This is a genomic window from Flavobacterium faecale (assembly GCF_048320115.1).
GTDB classification, from domain to species: Bacteria; Bacteroidota; Bacteroidia; order Flavobacteriales; family Flavobacteriaceae; genus Flavobacterium; species Flavobacterium faecale_A.
Genome location: NZ_CP182943.1, coordinates 2748290 through 2766169, shown reverse-complemented (window position 1 = coordinate 2766169; position 17880 = coordinate 2748290). Strand labels below are relative to the sequence as shown.

Here is a 17880-nt window from a genome sequence, read left to right as displayed (position 1 = left end):
TAATGCACAATATGGGTGAAAGCAATTAATTTTAAAAAACTTTGTTTTATAACCATCTAAAACTGTATCTTACATGCACAAATCATAAGGAATAAACATTCTATTGTATGACCGTAATTATATCACTTTGCATATTATTATTAATTGCCTACTTATTTGACTTAACAGCAGGCTTTACCAAAATACCCTCCGTAATACTCTTGTTGCTATTAGGATGGATTGTAAAAGAAGTTACTTTTTTCTTCGACATTAGAGTCCCCAATCTCACATCAACCTTACCCATTTTAGGAACCATAGGACTTATTTTGATTGTACTAGAAGGCTCATTAGAACTAGAACTCAATCATTCAAAACGAGGTCTAATTAACAAATCTTTTTTAGGGGCGCTCGTACCGCTTCTAATCTTGGCTTTCTCCTTAGCTTACGCTTTTCAATATTACACTGGATACAACTTTAAGGACTGTTTAGCTAATGCTATTCCGTTTTGTGTAATCAGTAGTGCTATTGCCATTCCAAGTGTGCGAAACTTAAGCTCAAACTTAAAAGAATTTGTAATTTATGAAAGTAGTCTATCCGATATATTTGGAGTTATTTTTTTTAATTTTATAATCTACAACACCGATTTTGGAGCAGAAACCTTTGGGTATTTTTTCCTTGAAATACTGTTCATTATTGTAATTTCATTTATTTCAACTTTTCTACTCTCATTCCTATTAAATAAAATAGACCATCATATCAAGTTTGTACCTATCATCCTTTTGGTGATTTTGATATATGAAATTTCAAAAATATTCCATCTACCTGCATTAATTTTCATATTAGTATTTGGATTATCAATTGGAAATTTAGACGAAATTAAACATTTAAAATGGACACAAAGCTTCCGATTGGATTTACTGAACAAAGAGGTAGCAAAATTTAAAGAGCTTACTATTGAGGCTACTTTTATCATTAGAGCATTATTCTTTATGCTTTTTGGATATTTAATTAAAACATCAGAAATCGTAAATCCAGATACTATCATTTGGGCGGTTGCAATTGTTGGAGCCATTTATTTATTACGTTTTTTACAATTGTATTTATCCAAAATGCCTGTTTTTCCACTACTATTTGTCGCGCCTAGAGGATTAATAACCATATTGCTATTTTTATCTATTTCAAAGGATCAAGTACTGCCATTAGTAAACAATTCTCTTATCATTCAAGTAATTTTATTAACGGCATTGACCATGATGATTGGTTTGATGGCTTCAGCAAAACATCGCGAAATTATTATCAAAGAAAAAATTAAAGCCAAACACACCGAACTCGATACGGACGACACTGATACCATAGATGAAATTATAAATTCCTAACTTCAACTTTGGTTGAATAATAAAAGAGCTTCAACTGTAGTCTATAGTTGAAGCTCTTTTATTATTTTATCGTAAACAACGGAAAACTAAAACTTTCCATATTAGATGGTTTGCAATCCATCAATCAACAAGTCAATATCTTCTTTGGTATTGTAATGACTCAATGAAATACGTAAATTTGGTTTTCTTAAATCTTCATCAGAAAGCATTTCTGCCAAAACATGTGACGGTTTAATACTTCCGCTTTGACAGGCACTACCTCGGGAAACGGCAATACCTTTCATATCTAAATGAAATAATATCATCGCTGTTTTATCCACCGAAAAAGGCAATGTAACATTCACAATCGTTTCTATTCCATCTTTACCGCCATTAAACGTCGCTTGAGGGAAAAACTCCTTTATACGTGAAACTAAATAGGATTTTAAACTTGTAATTAGATTTATCTCCTCTTCTAGATTAGCATATGATAAAACAAGAGCTTTCGCCATACCAGCAACTTGATGAACCGGTTCTGTTCCTGCTCTCAATCCTTTCTCTTGCTCACCACCATACAGTAAAGGTTGCAATCCTGAGTTTTTCTTTATATACGCAAAACCAACTCCTTTTGGACCATGAAATTTATGCGCACTAGCCACCAAAAAATCAACAGATATCAGCTGTAAATCTAATCTACGTTTCCCGATGGACTGCACTGTATCCGAATGAAAAAGCGCTCCATACTCTTTACAAAGCATGCCCACACGCTGCAGATCTAAAACCACACCTATTTCATTATTTACATGCATTAAACTCACCAAGGTCTTTCCTCCCATAGATAGTAACTCCACTAAATGTGTCAAATCAATAGTGCCATCAGAATTCACTTTTACATAATCAATCGTTATTCCAAATTCTTTTTGCAGCTGTTGCACCACATACAAAACGGCATGATGTTCTATCTTACTGGTAATAATACGGGTAACTTTTAAATCTTTTACAGCAGAACGTAATATCCAATTATTAGCCTCAGTTGCCGATGAAGTAAAAATAATCTCTTGAGCAGTAACGTTAATGGATTTTGCAATTGCTTTTCTAGAAAGTTCAATAATACTTTTACTATTGCGTCCTAAACTATGAGTAGAGGAAGGATTCCCATAATCTTCCGCCAGCACTTTGGTCATTTCTTGCACAACCTCAGGTCTAATAGAGGTCGTTGATGCGTTATCGAGGTATACTTTTTTCATTGGTACAAAGTTATGAAATATCAATTGTGTATTCTTCAATATCAATTGCCATTTTTTTCGCTATTTTTGTGGCAAATATTATACCTAATGAAAAAAATTGCAGGCCTCCTATTTCTAACTTTCCTATTAAACAGTTGTGATGACGGAAATCTAGTCCAAGAAGACATCGATTTTGAAGATTTTACCACTCAAAAATGTAGTACTAACAATATTATATACAAAATCAATGATAAGGAAGCACTTATACTTGAAATCCCTTCAACCAATTTTGTCAACGACCCTACAGCTGATAATTCGCCACGAACGCTAAACATAAGCGCAACGAGTAATCGTGTAGTGTATCGTTTTTACAACGGAACTGTTAGTGCTGATAATATTTGTGAAACAATCCAACCTGCAACTCCCGTAGTTGTTGACCAATGGAGCGCCACTTCAGGAACCATACAAATAACAACTACTGCAGTAAAAACAACCAATACTACTGATAACAGCACAAAAATTACTGGTTACAACCACTATATCAACCTGAAAGATATTACATTCTCTATAAAAAATGGGGAACAAACATTCAGATCACTTCCATTTGGAAACTACACGACTACAACAACATCACTGCCTTTTAATTTTGAAAAAGTACTGACTAAGTGTAGCAATTCAAATACCATCTACGATTTCAAAAGCTTTGAAGCGATTATGTTAGACATAGATCCAAGTTTAATTGTGAACGAAGTTACAACAGCTAATTCCCCTAGAACTGGTCTTATAGGTACTAGCACAAACAAACTTACTTATAGATACTTTTCTGGACTACTAAGTAGCTCGTACTTTTGCAATGCTACTACACCAACCACCCCTACTTTAAGTGAAGAATGGAACGGAGTATCAGGTGTAAGTGGTTCAAACGGCATTATTGAAGTTACTACCACAACCAATGGACCTAATGCGTTTAAACATACTATAACACTTAAAAAAGTCTCATTAAAGAAAGGAAACAGTAGTTTTACCTTAGGGGACAGTTATATTTTAGGAGAGCTTTTTACAACAAATTAACGTTAACACTAAAATAAAAAGAGCGGCTCGTTTTTAAAAAACAAGCCGCTCTTTTGTATAAATACATCTAGTTATTTTTTACTTTGTCGGATGTAAACTTCTGTTGCGCCTTGTCCATATTTTTGGTAATTAGCTTCTTGAAAATCGATATTATCATAGCGCCCTAACAAAAAATCCAACTCTGCTTTCAATACGCCTTCACCTACACCATGAATAAAAACAATCTTCGGGATTCGGTTTTTTATAGCAAATTCAATATGTCTTTTAGCGGTTTCAGATTGTATTGTCAAAATATCATAATTAGACATGCCATGCTTGCTTTTGACTAACTTTTCAATATGCAAATCAAATTCAGGTACTGGTTGTTCATTTCTATTTTTGCGTTCTTTTACAAAACTACGCGGTTTGGGAATCGCTTTTTCTTTTTGAACCTCACTTATATTAATTCTTTTGATAGAATTATCTAAACTACTGGAGTCATTTAGTTTAATAAGTTCATTGGTGAAAAAAGTCATCACAAATCCGTCTGTTGTTTCCACTTCAACTTCATTATTTTTGACAGACAATACTACTCCATCTATAGCGTCATCCAAGACCGAAACTCTATCTCCTTTACTAAACATCTTCTTCCTTATTTTGTTTTTTACTTGGTGTTTTAGCACTTAACCGCATCATTCCGTACATAAAAATGATAATCGCTCCAACCTTCAGGTAAATCATTTGATCAGTACTCATTTGTCCAACCAACAAAACAAGTATTGCTAAAATGAGTATTACAATTTTTATTACTTTCATTATTCTTTTATCAGTTCCCAAAAATAAGAAATTAATAACAACCTCGCTTTTATTCAATCCACCTTTCTAATAAATTTTGTAATTTACACCTTAAAAAATCATGATGGACATTGAAAAGTTTCTACTTCCTTGCTTTAGTAAAATACTCTTCAATTTTGAGTGCTTAGGTTGTGGATTCCAACGTGCCTTCTTACTTTTATTACAAGGTCAATTTAAAGCTGCATTTGAAATGTATCCTGCCATCTATACTTGCTGCTGTTATCTATTCTATCTTGGAATTCACTATTTCTACAAAAAATTATCCAGCGAACAAACAATTTTACAGCTAAGCATAATCAATCTTTTTATAATGATGACTGGATATTACATAAAACATTAATTGCCTCTACAATTCTAAATCTTAATCACTATACAACTGTTGATTCAAAATAGTTCGATATATTTGTGAAGTAATTATATTATATCATTCAAAATGTTACAGCAAAAAGTTTCACTTTTATTACAAGCTTACACACCATCTACATTATGTTGCTGCTGTTGCTAATACAGATTTCGATTTTCAAAAATTAACCTTTCAATCCTTATAATCATGACAAAAAATATGATTATCCAAAATATTGGGGCACTCAAAAGCCATCTAAACATCAATTACGGTATTAAAACAACAACCGAAAAATTTACTGAACAATTATTTTATACACTATTTGATTCGAATGCTGAATTAAATCAAAGTATTGCAGAACTAGAAAAACTGTTCAAGGAAATTTCTAAGATTGCTTGTAAAAAACCAGAAAGTTTATGTAATTCTATTTGGGAACGTTTTTTGGAAAGTTTACCCACTGTTCTTGAAAAACTAAATCAAGATGCACAGTTTATCCTTGAAAATGACCCTGCTTCGAACAGTATTGAAGAAGTATATCTCGCTTATCCTGGATTTTACGCCATCGCGATCTACCGTTTAAGTCACGAATTGTACAATTTAGACCTTTTGTTATTTTCAAGATTAATGAGTGAATATGCGCATAAAATAACAGGAACCGATATCCATGCGGGAGCCCAAATTGACTCACCTTTCTTTATTGACCACGCCACTGGAATTGTAATTGGAGAAACCTCTGTTATAAAAAAACATGTGAAAATTTACCAAGGAGTTACTCTTGGTGCCTTAAGTGTCAGCAAGGATATGAAAAATGCCAAACGCCACCCCACTGTTGAAAAAAATGTATGTATTTATGCTAATGCTACTATTCTAGGTGGCGAAACAATTATAGGATCAGAAAGTATTGTAGGGGGAAATGCCTGGATTACTAAATCGATTCCTTCTAAATCAATTGTATTGAATACTACAACCACTGAAGTAAAAGTTAAGGAAATGAAATAAAAACAACTCCAATTTATAAACATTAACTTTAAAACCTTAAGAAATGAAGAGTATTAAGACTTAATGATTCTTATTTTCTTAAAGGTTTAACTTTTTAAAAACCTAAAACATTCAATTGTTATTATCATAATTCTAAACAATATAATAATTCCATTAGTATGAAATCTCAAAAATTAGTTGACTTAATAGGCAATACACCTTTAGTAGAAACAGTCAACTTAGTTAAAAATAAAAGCGTAAAACTACTTTTAAAATTAGAAGGAAATAATCCTGGTGGAAGCGTCAAAGACAGAGCTGCTTATTATATGATTAAAGGCGCAATGGATCGCGGCGAAATCAAAAAAGGTGATAAACTTATAGAAGCAACCAGTGGAAATACAGGAATTGCTCTTGCTATGATTGCCCAATTATTAGGAATTGAAATTGAACTTATTTTACCTGAAGATTCCACCAAAGAACGCACCCAAACCATGCGTGCCTATGGAGCCACTGTTATCCTGACTTCTGCTAAAGAAGGTATTATCGGCTCGAGAGATTATGCCGATAAAAAAGTAGCCGAAGGTGGTTACATCATGCTCAATCAGTTTGCGAATAACGACAACTGGAAAGCACATTACAACACTACAGGTCCCGAAATCTGGAGAGATACCGAAGGAACCATCACCCATTTTGTTTCGGCTATGGGAACTACAGGGACTATTATGGGGACTTCAACATTTTTGAAAGAGAAAAACCCAGCAATCCAAATCATTGGTGCTCAACCTAGTGAAGGCTCTCAAATTCCAGGTATCCGCAAATGGCCTCAAGAATATTTACCTAAAATTTTCAATCCTTCCAAAGTAGATCAAACCATAGATGTCTCTGAAGCTGAAGCCCGCGAAATGACCAAACGTTTAGCCCTGGAAGAAGGTGTTTTTGCTGGTATGAGTAGTGGCGGTTCAGTAGCAGTTGCCTTAAAAATTGCCAACCAATTGGAATCTGGTGTAGTGGTGGCTATCATTTGTGACCGTGGAGATCGTTATTTGTCTTCGGATTTATTTGACTAAATCATTTAAACTAAACTAAAAGGCTCGTTTTTACACTGTAAAAACGAGCCTTTTAACTTAAAAACTTAACTTATAGCAATACGGCCGTTGAAGTTATTTCTGTATTCAACAATTTCGATATAGGACAATTTTTTTCTGCTTTTGTAACCAATTCTTGAAAAGTAGCATCTGTGATTCCGTCAATTTTGGCTTGTACCGTCAAATGTGAACCGATTATACTTCCGTCTATTAAGTTTATCTCACAATTAGTTTCGATACTCTCTGGATGAAAACCAGCCTCTCCTATAAAAGCAGAAAGTTGCATAGCAAAACATCCCGAATGTGCTGCCGCCACTAATTCCTCTGGGTTAGTACCTACTCCTTCCTCAAATCGGGAATGAAATGAATATTGAGTGTTTTCAAGTGTTTTACTTTGTGTAGTTAATTTACCACCATTTTCCTTAAGAGAACCTTTCCAAATTGCTGTTGCATTTCTTTTCATGATTATTGTTTTTATGTTATCGTAATGATTTTTTATCCTCTAATTTAATGATTTTTTTTAGCCTATTTATTATTTCAAAAAAAATAACACCAATTTAATCCACAAAAGAAAAATCCAGCCTAATAAAATAGACTGGATTTGATTACCAAATTTTAAATTATTCTATTGTTTAATTAACCTTATCGTTTTACTATTAATTCCTTGAGTAACAATTACTATATAAGTACTCATTGGTAACTCACCTCCAAAGGTAATTGACTGTCCGTTACTAGATTCAATTACTTTTATCAATTTACCTAACAAGTCAAACACTTGAACAGTTACTTTCTCACTACTACCACCTGTAACAGCAATTGTAAATTGATCCGTAGATGGATTTGGATATCCCATTGCATTGAATAAAGATTCCTCTTCTGCAATTTCAGTTTTCTCGGTTCCTGCTTCCTTAGCATTTCCTTTCCCTTTCACTTCATGAATTACGATAGACCCACCGCCTTGACCGTTATTTCCAAGAATCGTAGCATCATTACCATTTTCATCCTTTCCAATTTGATTGTCATAAATAACAGTACCTGAAGTAGAAGTGATTTTTATTCTGAATTGATCAGGATCTGAAGCTCCATTCCAGTTTCCGTCGATAGCTACCACTACAAACTTGAATCCTGACTGTCCATTGATTGTCCCTGTCCCTCTGTACGTAGCTTTCTTACCAGAGATTACCAAAGATCCGGCATCTTGCATAGTACTCTTAAAGTTAATGTCACCTGCGTTAAACTGGAACTCAGTGTTACCATCTACTTGGTTTGAGCCTTTCTTGTACTTGGAAACAAAACCAAAACTAGCCTTGCCTACAGCATTTGGATGAGCTGGCATAGCTCCTGCTGGGGAGTTAATCCAACCACCACCAGTTACAAAACTACCACTTGCATCATATACTGGAAGGTATGCAGTAGACTCTATTCCGCAACCTGAACCTACTTTAGCTTCAATTTTGTATACTCCTAGAACTCGAGACCCGATGTTTAACGTTGCCAAACCATCTGTAATTGTGGTAACATTACCTACTGAACTTCCATCAACAAAGAATGTTACACTTACTCCTGGAACCATAGGGCTTACCGTAGCTTTTAGTATAATCGAAGTACTAGTAGTTGGTACTGGAGTACCAGAAGCTGAAGCGTCAATTGTAACTCCGGTGACAGTAAGCGTACCTGTTACAAAGGTGATTTGGTAGTTTGAAGAGGTCGAACCAGAAGGTGTGATATCATAAGTGCCTGCACAAGAATTAACATTAGCAGCAGTGATAAAGGCTAATGTTCCTCCCAAGTTTACAGCTGATTCTCCTAAAACAAATCCACTATAAGAGGCCGTGAAGATAGGATTAGCTTGGCCAGCAGACTTAGATTTATCATTGGCAGTGATGGTTAATGCTTTCTTGTATATCGTGAAATTCTTATTGTCAGAAGATCCAAAGTAATTCGTAGTTTCTGCATAAGTATAGCTCGCATTCGCTGTACCTGCATTCACATTATTAGAGTAGCTCGCAGCTGGAGTCAAATTCAATCCTCCTGCTCCTATTACACTTACCGTAGCTGGTGTTTGAGCTGAACCTGTATATGTGAATGGTCCGCCATTAATTGTTACAACTGTTGTGGTTGATGCTTTACCAATGCTGAAGTCTTGACTGTCGGATGACCCTAAGTGGTTTACACTTTCTAAATAAGAATAACTAGCTGTAGCTGTTCCCGCATTGGTATTGTTTGCATAATTGGCTGCTGGAGTCAAATTCAATCCTCCTGCTCCTATTACACTTACCGTAGCTGGTGTTTGAGCTGAACCTGTATATGTGAATGGTCCGCCATTAATTGTTACAACTGTTGTGGTTGATGCTTTACCAATGCTGAAGTCTTGACTGTCGGATGACCCTAAGTGGTTTGCACTTTCTAAATAAGAATAACTAGCTGTAGCTGTTCCCGCATTGGTATTGTTTGCATAATTGGCTGCTGGAGTCAAATTCAATCCTCCTGCTCCTATTACACTTACCGTAGCTGGTGTTTGAGCTGAACCTGTATATGTGAATGGTCCGCCATTAATTGTTACAACTGTTGTGGTTGATGCTTTACCAATGCTGAAGTCTTGACTGTCGGATGACCCTAAGTGGTTTGCACTTTCTAAATAAGAATAACTAGCTGTAGCTGTTCCCGCATTGGTATTGTTTGCATAATTGGCTGCTGGAGTCAAATTCAATCCTCCTGCTCCTATTACACTTACCGTAGCTGGTGTTTGAGCTGAACCTGTATATGTGAATGGTCCGCCATTAATTGTTACAACTGTTGTGGTTGATGCTTTACCAATGCTGAAGTCTTGACTGTCGGATGACCCTAAGTGGTTTGCACTTTCTAAATAAGAATAACTAGCTGTAGCTATTCCCGCATTGGTATTGTTTGCATAATTGGCTGCTGGAGTCAAATTCAATCCTCCTGCTCCTATTACACTTACCGTAGCTGGTGTTTGAGCTGAACCTGTATATGTGAATGGTCCGCCATTAATTGTTACAACTGTTGTGGTTGATGCTTTACCAATGCTGAAGTCTTGACTGTCGGATGACCCTAAGTGGTTTGCACTTTCTAAATAAGAATAACTAGCTGTAGCTATTCCCGCATTGGTATTGTTTGCATAATTGGCTGCTGGAGTCAAATTCAATCCTCCTGCTCCTATTACACTTACCGTAGCTGGTGTTTGAGCTGAACCTGTATATGTGAATGGTCCGCCATTAATTGTTACAACTGTTGTGGTTGATGCTTTACCAATGCTGAAGTCTTGACTGTCGGATGACCCTAAGTGGTTTGCACTTTCTAAATAAGAATAACTAGCTGTAGCTGTTCCCGCATTGGTATTGTTTGCATAATTGGCTGCTGGAGTCAAATTCAATCCTCCTGCTCCTATTACACTTACCGTAGCTGGTGTTTGAGCTGAACCTGTATATGTGAATGGTCCGCCATTAATTGTTACAACTGTTGTGGTTGATGCTTTACCAATGCTGAAGTCTTGACTGTCGGATGACCCTAAGTGGTTTGCACTTTCTAAATAAGAATAACTAGCTGTAGCTGTTCCCGCATTGGTATTGTTTGCATAATTGGCTGCTGGAGTCAAATTCAATCCTCCTGCTCCTATTACACTTACCGTAGCTGGTGTTTGAGCTGAACCTGTATATGTGAATGGTCCGCCATTAATTGTTACAACTGTTGTGGTTGATGCTTTACCAATGCTGAAGTCTTGACTGTCGGATGACCCTAAGTGGTTTGCACTTTCTAAATAAGAATAACTAGCTGTAGCTGTTCCCGCATTGGTATTGTTTGCATAATTGGCTGCTGGAGTCAAATTCAATCCTCCTGCTCCTATTACACTTACCGTAGCTGGTGTTTGAGCTGAACCTGTATATGTGAATGGTCCGCCATTAATTGTTACAACTGTTGTGGTTGATGCTTTACCAATGCTGAAGTCTTGACTGTCGGATGACCCTAAGTGGTTTGCACTTTCTAAATAAGAATAACTAGCTGTAGCTATTCCCGCATTGGTATTGTTTGCATAATTGGCTGCTGGAGTCAAATTCAATCCTCCTGCTCCTATTACACTTACCGTAGCTGGTGTTTGAGCTGAACCTGTATATGTGAATGGTCCGCCATTAATTGTTACAACTGTTGTGGTTGATGCTTTACCAATGCTGAAGTCTTGACTGTCGGATGACCCTAAGTGGTTTGCACTTTCTAAATAAGAATAACTAGCTGTAGCTGTTCCCGCATTGGTATTGTTTGCATAATTGGCTGCTGGAGTCAAATTCAATCCTCCTGCTCCTATTACACTTACCGTAGCTGGTGTTTGAGCTGAACCTGTATATGTGAATGGTCCGCCATTAATTGTTACAACTGTTGTGGTTGATGCTTTACCAATGCTGAAGTCTTGACTGTCGGATGACCCTAAGTGGTTTGCACTTTCTAAATAAGAATAACTAGCTGTAGCTATTCCCGCATTGGTATTGTTTGCATAATTGGCTGCTGGAGTCAAATTCAATCCTCCTGCTCCTATTACACTTACCGTAGCTGGTGTTTGAGCTGAACCTGTATATGTGAATGGTCCGCCATTAATTGTTACAACTGTTGTGGTTGATGCTTTACCAATGCTGAAGTCTTGACTGTCGGATGACCCTAAGTGGTTTGCACTTTCTAAATAAGAATAACTAGCTGTAGCTGTTCCCGCATTGGTATTGTTTGCATAATTGGCTGCTGGAGTCAAATTCAATCCTCCTGCTCCTATTACACTTACCGTAGCTGGTGTTTGAGCTGAACCTGTATATGTGTAAGTCCCTGCTGGTATCGTTACCGTGGTAACTGATGCTGCTTTATTAACCGTCAAACTTACTGGCGTACTTGTTACACTACCACATGAACCGGTAATTACAACACGATAGGTGCGACCACTAAAACTCACATCAGGAGAAGGAACAGTATAACTATTTGTATTCGTACCCACATTATTCCATGTACCAGGAACAGCCGTCGTATTATATTGCCATTGGTAACTTAATCCATCACCACTCACTGTTACAGAAAAAGTTGGATTAGCATCCCCATATGTGATAGTTTTGGATGTCGGGGCTGTTGAAATTGAAGGAGATGTGCAAGAAACAACATAAGATCCAACTACATTATTAACTACACTACCACTTCCAGAATCAAAAGGATTTGAAAGATTTGCTCCTGAATATTGATAAGTTGTACCCAAAAAAGTAATAGTAGGTGGATAGACAAATGTTACAGATCTATTATTTACTCCATCTGTCGAAGATGTATTTGGAGTAGTAAAATTTCTTGAACCATTAATAATTACCTGTCCATTTGCACTTGGATAAGAATAGGAAACTGTTAATGAAATCCCATTTGGCAAACCAGTTGCCGAGAAATCAAAATTCCCATCATCAAACTCCGTAACAGCAATTCTACCACTACTTAGGCCAGTAGCAGTTAACACAAAATGTACCCCTAAATGATTTTCCTTTATCAAAAACCCATCATAATAAATATTACCATTCGCATCTGCAATGGCATGATTATCATGCGAATTGACACAGGTCGCGGGCTTGGGGGTTTCATCAAAATGGAAATCCACCGTTTCCCCTGGCAACCAACCAGTTCCTGTAATGATAACATATTCACCTGGAACATAATCATCCTTATCAGTCGTGACCGTTGCTTGCGCAAAAGAGACATTGGTAAACAGTAAGGTGAAAATTAAAAATAGAAAAGTCAAAAATCCGGAATTGCGTAGAATTGTTCTCATGCTTATTGAATTAAAGGAATAATAAAATAACAAATACTATATGCGTAACAATGGAATCCTATGAACTGAAAAAAGTGTGGTATTTTTTTCTTAAGTCTATCTACAACAAAATCAGTGTAATAAAAAAAATTCTTTGAGCTAAAATTAAAAATTTACTGATTTGTCAGTTTTGAATCAAATAGAACTCTAATTTAGAGAAGAACTTTCTTTTGTGTTAATTCAATTGTAATGTTTTCGATAAAAGTGTTAAAAAAAACTATAAACTACATTGGTAGACAAGATTTTGAATACAAAAAATCTTACTTTTTATAATTCTCTAAAATCAATACTACACATCCACCACAAGAAAGCAACCCGCTGAAAAACAGAGAGTAAAAACTTCTAAAACACGTCCTCCCTTTGTTTGCAAGTCCTAACAACCAAAAAACTAATACCAAACACTGATTTTGACCAAAGTCAAATGTTAAAAGAGATTACTTCATCCAAATTCTTTAACTTTGTTACTATAAGAACTTCAATCCATTTCTATTAATCAACATGAAAGAGCAAGCGGTAATTCAAGACTGGCCCTATCTCAATAAATACCGAAAAGAAAATACTTTGATTAGTGAAAAGCATCCTACTGCAAACCGAATCATTTTTATGGGAGATTCTATAACGGAATTTTGGAAAAATGTACATCCCGACTTTTTTGAAGGTAAAAATTATATTAATCGAGGCATCAGTGGTCAAACGACACCCCAAATGTTAATACGATTTAGAGCAGATGTAATTGAATTGAAACCCACAGCTGTAGTAATTCTAGCAGGAGGAAATGACATTGCTGGCAATACTGGACCTTCAACTCCAGAAATGATTATGAACAACCTCATCTCTATGGTAGAACTAGCGAAAGCAAACCAGATTCAAGTAATCCTTTGTTCGGTTTTACCTGCCAATTACTTTTATTGGAATCCTAAGGAAAAACCTGCCAACACCGTTATAGCTCTCAATAAACAAATCAAGGAATACGCTTGTGCACACAACATCCTATATGCGGATTATTACTCAGCTTTAGTGGATGAATATCATGGATTACCAACTAGATATTCAGCTGATGGTGTACATCCAAACAAAAATGGATATCTTGTTATGGGGCCTATTATTGAAAAAATAATTTCTTTGGTATAACCATTAATTATCCCTTTTCTAAATAAAATGCTAAATTATTTTAAAGATATTCCAGAATATTAAACACATTTAAAACTGTGTAAAAACCAAAAAACAGGCTTTTGAAATCAAAATTAATTTAGGTAAATTTTAGTGTCAAGGATGTAAAACATACAAATGAATTTTATACCCAACTAGGTTTCACTCCCAACGGAACTTTTCAAAATTCTTCATAAATTGCCAGTTTCTTTTTTGGAGAAAATAAATTTGTAATTCATTTTTTTGAACAAGACACTAGAATAGACGAGAATTTTCCATCAGGTTCAAAAACTGATAAAATTGTATTTACACTATCTGCAAAGACTGAGAAAGAAGTAAATGATTATGAAGCCAAAGTAAAAAAGCTAGTGGTACGATCTTTCAGGAATTACGCAGAAACGAAGACAGCTATTATGGTTTTGTATTTGCAGATTCTCATGGACATAAATTTAATGTTTTACTAATGGACAAAAAGTAAAACCAGCAATTATACGAAACCTTAGGCATCCTTTAACATTTTATTATACTTATTTCGGTATTCTACTGGAGTTAATCCGGTAATTTTTTTGAAAGTCGATCGAAACGATTTGGAGTCGGTATACCCAACGTCAAACATAACTTCATTGATATTTTTACGACTGTTCTCAAAACTTCGTTTGGCAAATTCAATTTTGATACGTTGTATGTATTCTAAAACAGTATTATTGGTTGCCAATTTAAACCGGCGTTCTAAAGTCCGTTTCCCCAATGCCACTGTATCTGACAATTCTTCTACAGTAATTCGTTCAGAGATATTATTTTCAATGTAATCTTGGGCTTGTTTTATAGCTTGATCAGTATGATTTTTTTGACCTTGAAACATAGCAAATGCCGACTGACTTTCCCTATCAATATCAATGGCAAAATATTTTGAAGTAATTATGGCCGTTTCTCTATCCGTATACTTTTCGACCAAATACAATAATAAATTCCAATAAGAATTGGCTCCTCCACTGGAATACAATCGATCTTCTTCGGTAACAATATTTCCGTCTTGAATGGCAACCTCTGGAAACATTTCTCTAAATTCATTTTGAAAACCCCAATGAGTAGAACATTTTCTTCCGTTTAACAATCCCGTTGATGCTAATAAAAAAGCACCCACACAAAGCGAAGCTACTTCTGCTCCATCATTATATTGGTCAACAATCCAAGAAATCGCCTTTTTGTTAGAAGTTATTGCTTGAGTCATATCACCAGACAAAGCAGGAATAACCAATAAATCTGTTTTCTCCACCTCAACTAATAACTTATCGGTATGGACTGAAAAATTACCTCCATTAATGAAAATTTCTTTTTTTAAGCCTACCAGCTCCACTTTAAACAATGGTTTTTTACCTGCTACTGCTAAAAATTGGTTAACTGCATTAAAGCAATATTGAGGATCTGCAATGGCTTGCATAACCGAATTTTCTGGTACATAGATAGCTATATTTTTCATTTAGGAAAGATAAAAAACATTTTGTCGCAAATCACCCTTTTTTAGTCCTTTTTACACATCCTTATTTTTAATTTGTTTTAGCAACTTTGTATAGTTAGGAACATAAAAAAATATGAAAATGAAAAAAATACAATTTTCAAGCAAAATAAATTCCCCAAAAGAAAATGTTTGGAAAACTTTATGGAATGATGATTCCTACAGAAAATGGACTGCTGTTTTTTCTCCTGATTCTCATGCAGAAAGTGATTGGGAACTAGGAAGCAGCATAAAATTCTTAGATGCAAATGGAAATGGAATCTACAGTATAATTGAGACCAAGATCCCTTTTGAACAAATGTCTTTTAAACATTTAGGTGAAATAAAAAATGGTGTTGAAACAACTACTGATTGGGCTGGAGTAATGGAAGAATATTTTCTAAAGGAAAAAGACGGAATTACCGAATTAAGAATGGAAATGGATATCAGAGAAGAATTTGAGTCCTACTTTACGAACACTTTTCCAAAGGCAATTCAATTAATAAAAGAAATTTCAGAAAAAAATTAATACTAAAATCATGAACAATCAAATCACGGTAACTGCCAACGTAAATGCAGATTCAAAAAAAGTTTGGGATTTTTATACTAATCCAGAACACATCACCCAATGGAATTTTGCTGATTCAAGTTGGCATTGCCCAAAAGCTACCAATGACCTCAAAGTGGGCGGTACCTATTTTGCCCGAATGGAAGCCAAAGACGGAAGTTATGGTTTTGATTTTGAAGCAATTTACGATAAAATAAATATTGGGCAAAGCTTCTCCTATTCCTTTGGAGAGAGAAAAGCAACTGTTGAATTAAAAGAAAAAGGCGAAACAACCGAAATTGTCGTGGTATTTGATCCTGAAAATGAAAATTCAATCGAATTGCAAAAAGGAGGTTGGCAAGCGATACTAAACAATTTTAAAAAATACACGGAATCCAATTAATCTTTAACAACAAACAAAATGGCAAATCCAATTTTTCCTTGTTTATGGTTTGAAAGTCAAGCCAAAGAAGCTGCAACATTTTATTGTTCCATTTTTCCAAACTCCAAAATTACTTTCGAGAGTCCGATAGTCGTGAATTGCGAACTAAACGGACAACGATTAATGGGGTTGAACGGTGGCTCAATGTTTAAACAATCAGAGGCCGTTTCGTTTGTCATTGAATGCAAAGACCAAGCTGAAATTGATTATTATTGGGACAACTTAATTGCTGATGGAGGCAATGAAAGTCAGTGTGGTTGGTGTAAAGATAAATTTGGCGTTTCGTGGCAGGTACTTCCTGATAATATGGCCGAATTGATGAGCAATCCTGAAAGAGCGGAACGAGTGACGGCTGCTTTTATGACAATGCGTAAATTAGATATTGAAAAATTAAACAACGCTTAAATTATGAAAGCGATGATACCCTATCTCACTTTTAATGGAAATTGTCGCGAAGCTATGCATTTTTACAAAGAATGTATTGGAGGAAAATTGCTCTTTCAAACCATCGAAGAGTCGCCTTTATCAGTACAATTGCCAATAAAGATGAAAAAATGTGTTTTGCAAGCTACTTTAACCATAGGCAATGTCATAATTATGGCAACGGATATGACTCCCGAAAACGGACTAGTAAAAGGGAACGCTGTTTCATTACTAATTGACTGTACTAAAGAAGAGGAAATTTATAGTTGTTACAATAAACTTTTGGTTGGTGGCAGCGAAAATCACCCTCTAGAAAACACCTTTTGCGGTGCTATTTTTGGTAACCTAACAGACAAATATGGCAATCATTGGTTGCTGAATTATAATAAAATAAATAAAGAAACAAATCAAAAAAAATGAAAAAACAAGTTTTCATCAATTTACCAATAGCTGATTTAAAAAAGGCAATGGATTTTTATACTGCTGTAGGATTTATAAACAATCCTCAATTTACAGACGAAACCGCTGCCTGTATGGTGGTAAGTAACGAAATTTATGTAATGCTTTTAACGCATGATAAGTTTCAACAATTTACAAACAAGCAAATTGCCGACACCAAAAAAACGGCATCAGTGATTAATGCCTTGTCGATGCAAAATAACGATGAAGTAAATCAATTTATGGAAAAAGCAATTGCCGCTGGTGGTAACGAACCTTATGAGTCAAAAGATTATGGTTTCATGCTTCAACGTTGTATTGAAGATTTAGATGGCAACATTTGGGAAGTATTTTATATGGATATTACCAAATTTCCAAAGCAATAATAATTAACATGAAAAGTTTACGCGTATGCAAAAACGGACATGAATATTACAAAAGTAGCGACTGCCCTATTTGCCCCAAATGTGAGCAACAAAAAAAAAAAATAAGTACAGGGGTTTCTGAGTTTACTTGAGGCGCCAGCTAGTAGAGCTTTAGGAAACGAAGGGATAATACTTTTAGGATAGTTAACTTGTTGGGTGAAATTAGTTTTAGAAGTTGAATTTTTGTTAGTTTGTTTTTAAGCATTGGGAGAATTTCGATAGAAAATTATATTGAGAATTAGAAAATTTAG

Annotated in this window: 17 protein-coding genes; 11 read left to right on the top strand and 6 right to left on the bottom strand. The window is 35.3% G+C overall.

The features are described 5' to 3' along the window. Window positions 1–107 precede the first annotated feature (107 nt). A complete protein-coding gene (locus ACNH59_RS11310) occupies window positions 108–1355 on the top strand; it encodes a sodium:proton antiporter (protein ID WP_418262649.1) in 1248 nt (415 codons plus the stop codon). A 101-nt stretch (window positions 1356–1456) separates the two neighbouring features. Here the strand turns inward: ACNH59_RS11310 and ACNH59_RS11305 are convergent, their stop codons facing one another. Next, complete coding sequence (locus tag ACNH59_RS11305; protein WP_418262648.1) at window positions 1457–2581, bottom strand: cysteine desulfurase family protein; 1125 nt, start codon at window positions 2579–2581, stop codon at window positions 1457–1459. 87 nt (window positions 2582–2668) lie between these two features. Here ACNH59_RS11305 and ACNH59_RS11300 point away from each other — a divergent pair, with 87 nt between their 5' ends. Next, window positions 2669–3631: a hypothetical protein gene (locus ACNH59_RS11300; protein WP_418262647.1), complete on the top strand. Its 963-nt coding sequence runs from the start codon at window positions 2669–2671 to the stop codon at window positions 3629–3631. A gap of 71 nt (window positions 3632–3702) precedes the next feature. Here ACNH59_RS11300 and ACNH59_RS11295 read toward each other — a convergent pair whose 3' ends face one another. Together ACNH59_RS11295 and ACNH59_RS11290 are read right to left on the bottom strand one after the other, a co-directional pair. Further along, window positions 3703–4254, bottom strand: a complete 552-nt coding sequence (locus ACNH59_RS11295; protein ID WP_418262646.1) for a Smr/MutS family protein — start codon at window positions 4252–4254, stop codon at window positions 3703–3705. After that, complete coding sequence (locus ACNH59_RS11290) at window positions 4247–4426, bottom strand: hypothetical protein (protein ID WP_418262645.1); 180 nt, start codon at window positions 4424–4426, stop codon at window positions 4247–4249. Before ACNH59_RS11290 ends, ACNH59_RS11295 begins: the two co-directional genes overlap by 8 nt. 100 nt (window positions 4427–4526) lie before the next feature. On the opposite strand from ACNH59_RS11290, the gene ACNH59_RS11285 reads away from it, so the two are divergent. The 3 genes from ACNH59_RS11285 to cysM all read left to right on the top strand — a co-directional run bounded on the left by ACNH59_RS11285 (window position 4527) and on the right by cysM (window position 6853). Further along, window positions 4527–4805: a DUF2752 domain-containing protein gene (locus ACNH59_RS11285; RefSeq protein WP_418262644.1), complete on the top strand. Its 279-nt coding sequence runs from the start codon at window positions 4527–4529 to the stop codon at window positions 4803–4805. Between the two features lie 210 nt (window positions 4806–5015). Beyond that, entirely contained in the window at window positions 5016–5807 is a 792-nt protein-coding gene (gene epsC, locus ACNH59_RS11280) for a serine O-acetyltransferase EpsC (RefSeq protein ID WP_418262643.1), read from the top strand. Window positions 5808–5965: 158 nt separating this feature from the next. Next, window positions 5966–6853: a cysteine synthase CysM gene (cysM, locus tag ACNH59_RS11275; RefSeq protein WP_418262642.1), complete on the top strand. Its 888-nt coding sequence runs from the start codon at window positions 5966–5968 to the stop codon at window positions 6851–6853. A 70-nt stretch (window positions 6854–6923) separates the two neighbouring features. Here the strand turns inward: cysM and ACNH59_RS11270 are convergent, their stop codons facing one another. Both ACNH59_RS11270 and ACNH59_RS11265 read right to left on the bottom strand, forming a co-directional pair. Beyond that, window positions 6924–7334: an OsmC family peroxiredoxin gene (locus ACNH59_RS11270; RefSeq protein WP_418262641.1), complete on the bottom strand. Its 411-nt coding sequence runs from the start codon at window positions 7332–7334 to the stop codon at window positions 6924–6926. A gap of 162 nt (window positions 7335–7496) precedes the next feature. Then, the gene (locus ACNH59_RS11265; RefSeq protein ID WP_418262640.1) at window positions 7497–12671 is read right to left on the bottom strand and encodes an MBG domain-containing protein; all 5175 of its coding nucleotides are present in this window, start codon (window positions 12669–12671) and stop codon (window positions 7497–7499) included. A gap of 537 nt (window positions 12672–13208) precedes the next feature. Here ACNH59_RS11265 and ACNH59_RS11260 point away from each other — a divergent pair. Further along, window positions 13209–13841 (top strand): SGNH/GDSL hydrolase family protein, encoded by a 633-nt coding sequence (locus tag ACNH59_RS11260; RefSeq protein ID WP_418262639.1) that lies wholly within the window; start codon window positions 13209–13211, stop codon window positions 13839–13841. Window positions 13842–14358: 517 nt separating this feature from the next. On the opposite strand, the gene ACNH59_RS11255 is transcribed toward ACNH59_RS11260, so the two are convergent. Next, complete coding sequence (locus tag ACNH59_RS11255) at window positions 14359–15339, bottom strand: GlxA family transcriptional regulator (protein WP_418262638.1); 981 nt, start codon at window positions 15337–15339, stop codon at window positions 14359–14361. A 118-nt stretch (window positions 15340–15457) separates the two neighbouring features. Between ACNH59_RS11255 and ACNH59_RS11250 the strand changes: the two genes are divergently transcribed. From ACNH59_RS11250 to ACNH59_RS11230, 5 genes are read left to right on the top strand one after another with little or no spacing between them, the layout of a single operon-like run. Further along, window positions 15458–15883: an SRPBCC domain-containing protein gene (locus ACNH59_RS11250; protein WP_418262637.1), complete on the top strand. Its 426-nt coding sequence runs from the start codon at window positions 15458–15460 to the stop codon at window positions 15881–15883. A gap of 10 nt (window positions 15884–15893) precedes the next feature. After that, window positions 15894–16304 (top strand): SRPBCC domain-containing protein, encoded by a 411-nt coding sequence (locus ACNH59_RS11245; RefSeq protein ID WP_418262636.1) that lies wholly within the window; start codon window positions 15894–15896, stop codon window positions 16302–16304. An 18-nt stretch (window positions 16305–16322) separates the two neighbouring features. Beyond that, window positions 16323–16748, top strand: coding sequence for a VOC family protein (locus tag ACNH59_RS11240; RefSeq protein ID WP_418262635.1), 426 nt, complete (start codon window positions 16323–16325; stop codon window positions 16746–16748). Window positions 16749–16751: 3 nt separating this feature from the next. Further along, complete coding sequence (locus tag ACNH59_RS11235; RefSeq protein WP_418262634.1) at window positions 16752–17186, top strand: VOC family protein; 435 nt, start codon at window positions 16752–16754, stop codon at window positions 17184–17186. Then, window positions 17183–17590 (top strand): VOC family protein, encoded by a 408-nt coding sequence (locus ACNH59_RS11230; RefSeq protein ID WP_418262633.1) that lies wholly within the window; start codon window positions 17183–17185, stop codon window positions 17588–17590. The genes ACNH59_RS11235 and ACNH59_RS11230 overlap by 4 nt, the downstream gene beginning before the upstream one ends. Window positions 17591–17880: the final 290 nt, after the last annotated feature.

Coding starts and splice junctions, on each gene's coding strand:
- ACNH59_RS11310 (WP_418262649.1), top strand. CDS start 108: ATGACCGTAATTATATCACTTTGCATATTATTATTAATTGCCTACTTA.
- ACNH59_RS11305 (WP_418262648.1), bottom strand. CDS start 2,581: ATGAAAAAAGTATACCTCGATAACGCATCAACGACCTCTATTAGACCT.
- ACNH59_RS11300 (WP_418262647.1), top strand. CDS start 2,669: ATGAAAAAAATTGCAGGCCTCCTATTTCTAACTTTCCTATTAAACAGT.
- ACNH59_RS11295 (WP_418262646.1), bottom strand. CDS start 4,254: ATGTTTAGTAAAGGAGATAGAGTTTCGGTCTTGGATGACGCTATAGAT.
- ACNH59_RS11290 (WP_418262645.1), bottom strand. CDS start 4,426: ATGAAAGTAATAAAAATTGTAATACTCATTTTAGCAATACTTGTTTTG.
- ACNH59_RS11285 (WP_418262644.1), top strand. CDS start 4,527: ATGATGGACATTGAAAAGTTTCTACTTCCTTGCTTTAGTAAAATACTC.
- epsC (WP_418262643.1), top strand. CDS start 5,016: ATGACAAAAAATATGATTATCCAAAATATTGGGGCACTCAAAAGCCAT.
- cysM (WP_418262642.1), top strand. CDS start 5,966: ATGAAATCTCAAAAATTAGTTGACTTAATAGGCAATACACCTTTAGTA.
- ACNH59_RS11270 (WP_418262641.1), bottom strand. CDS start 7,334: ATGAAAAGAAATGCAACAGCAATTTGGAAAGGTTCTCTTAAGGAAAAT.
- ACNH59_RS11265 (WP_418262640.1), bottom strand. CDS start 12,671: ATGAGAACAATTCTACGCAATTCCGGATTTTTGACTTTTCTATTTTTA.
- ACNH59_RS11260 (WP_418262639.1), top strand. CDS start 13,209: ATGAAAGAGCAAGCGGTAATTCAAGACTGGCCCTATCTCAATAAATAC.
- ACNH59_RS11255 (WP_418262638.1), bottom strand. CDS start 15,339: ATGAAAAATATAGCTATCTATGTACCAGAAAATTCGGTTATGCAAGCC.
- ACNH59_RS11250 (WP_418262637.1), top strand. CDS start 15,458: ATGAAAAAAATACAATTTTCAAGCAAAATAAATTCCCCAAAAGAAAAT.
- ACNH59_RS11245 (WP_418262636.1), top strand. CDS start 15,894: ATGAACAATCAAATCACGGTAACTGCCAACGTAAATGCAGATTCAAAA.
- ACNH59_RS11240 (WP_418262635.1), top strand. CDS start 16,323: ATGGCAAATCCAATTTTTCCTTGTTTATGGTTTGAAAGTCAAGCCAAA.
- ACNH59_RS11235 (WP_418262634.1), top strand. CDS start 16,752: ATGAAAGCGATGATACCCTATCTCACTTTTAATGGAAATTGTCGCGAA.
- ACNH59_RS11230 (WP_418262633.1), top strand. CDS start 17,183: ATGAAAAAACAAGTTTTCATCAATTTACCAATAGCTGATTTAAAAAAG.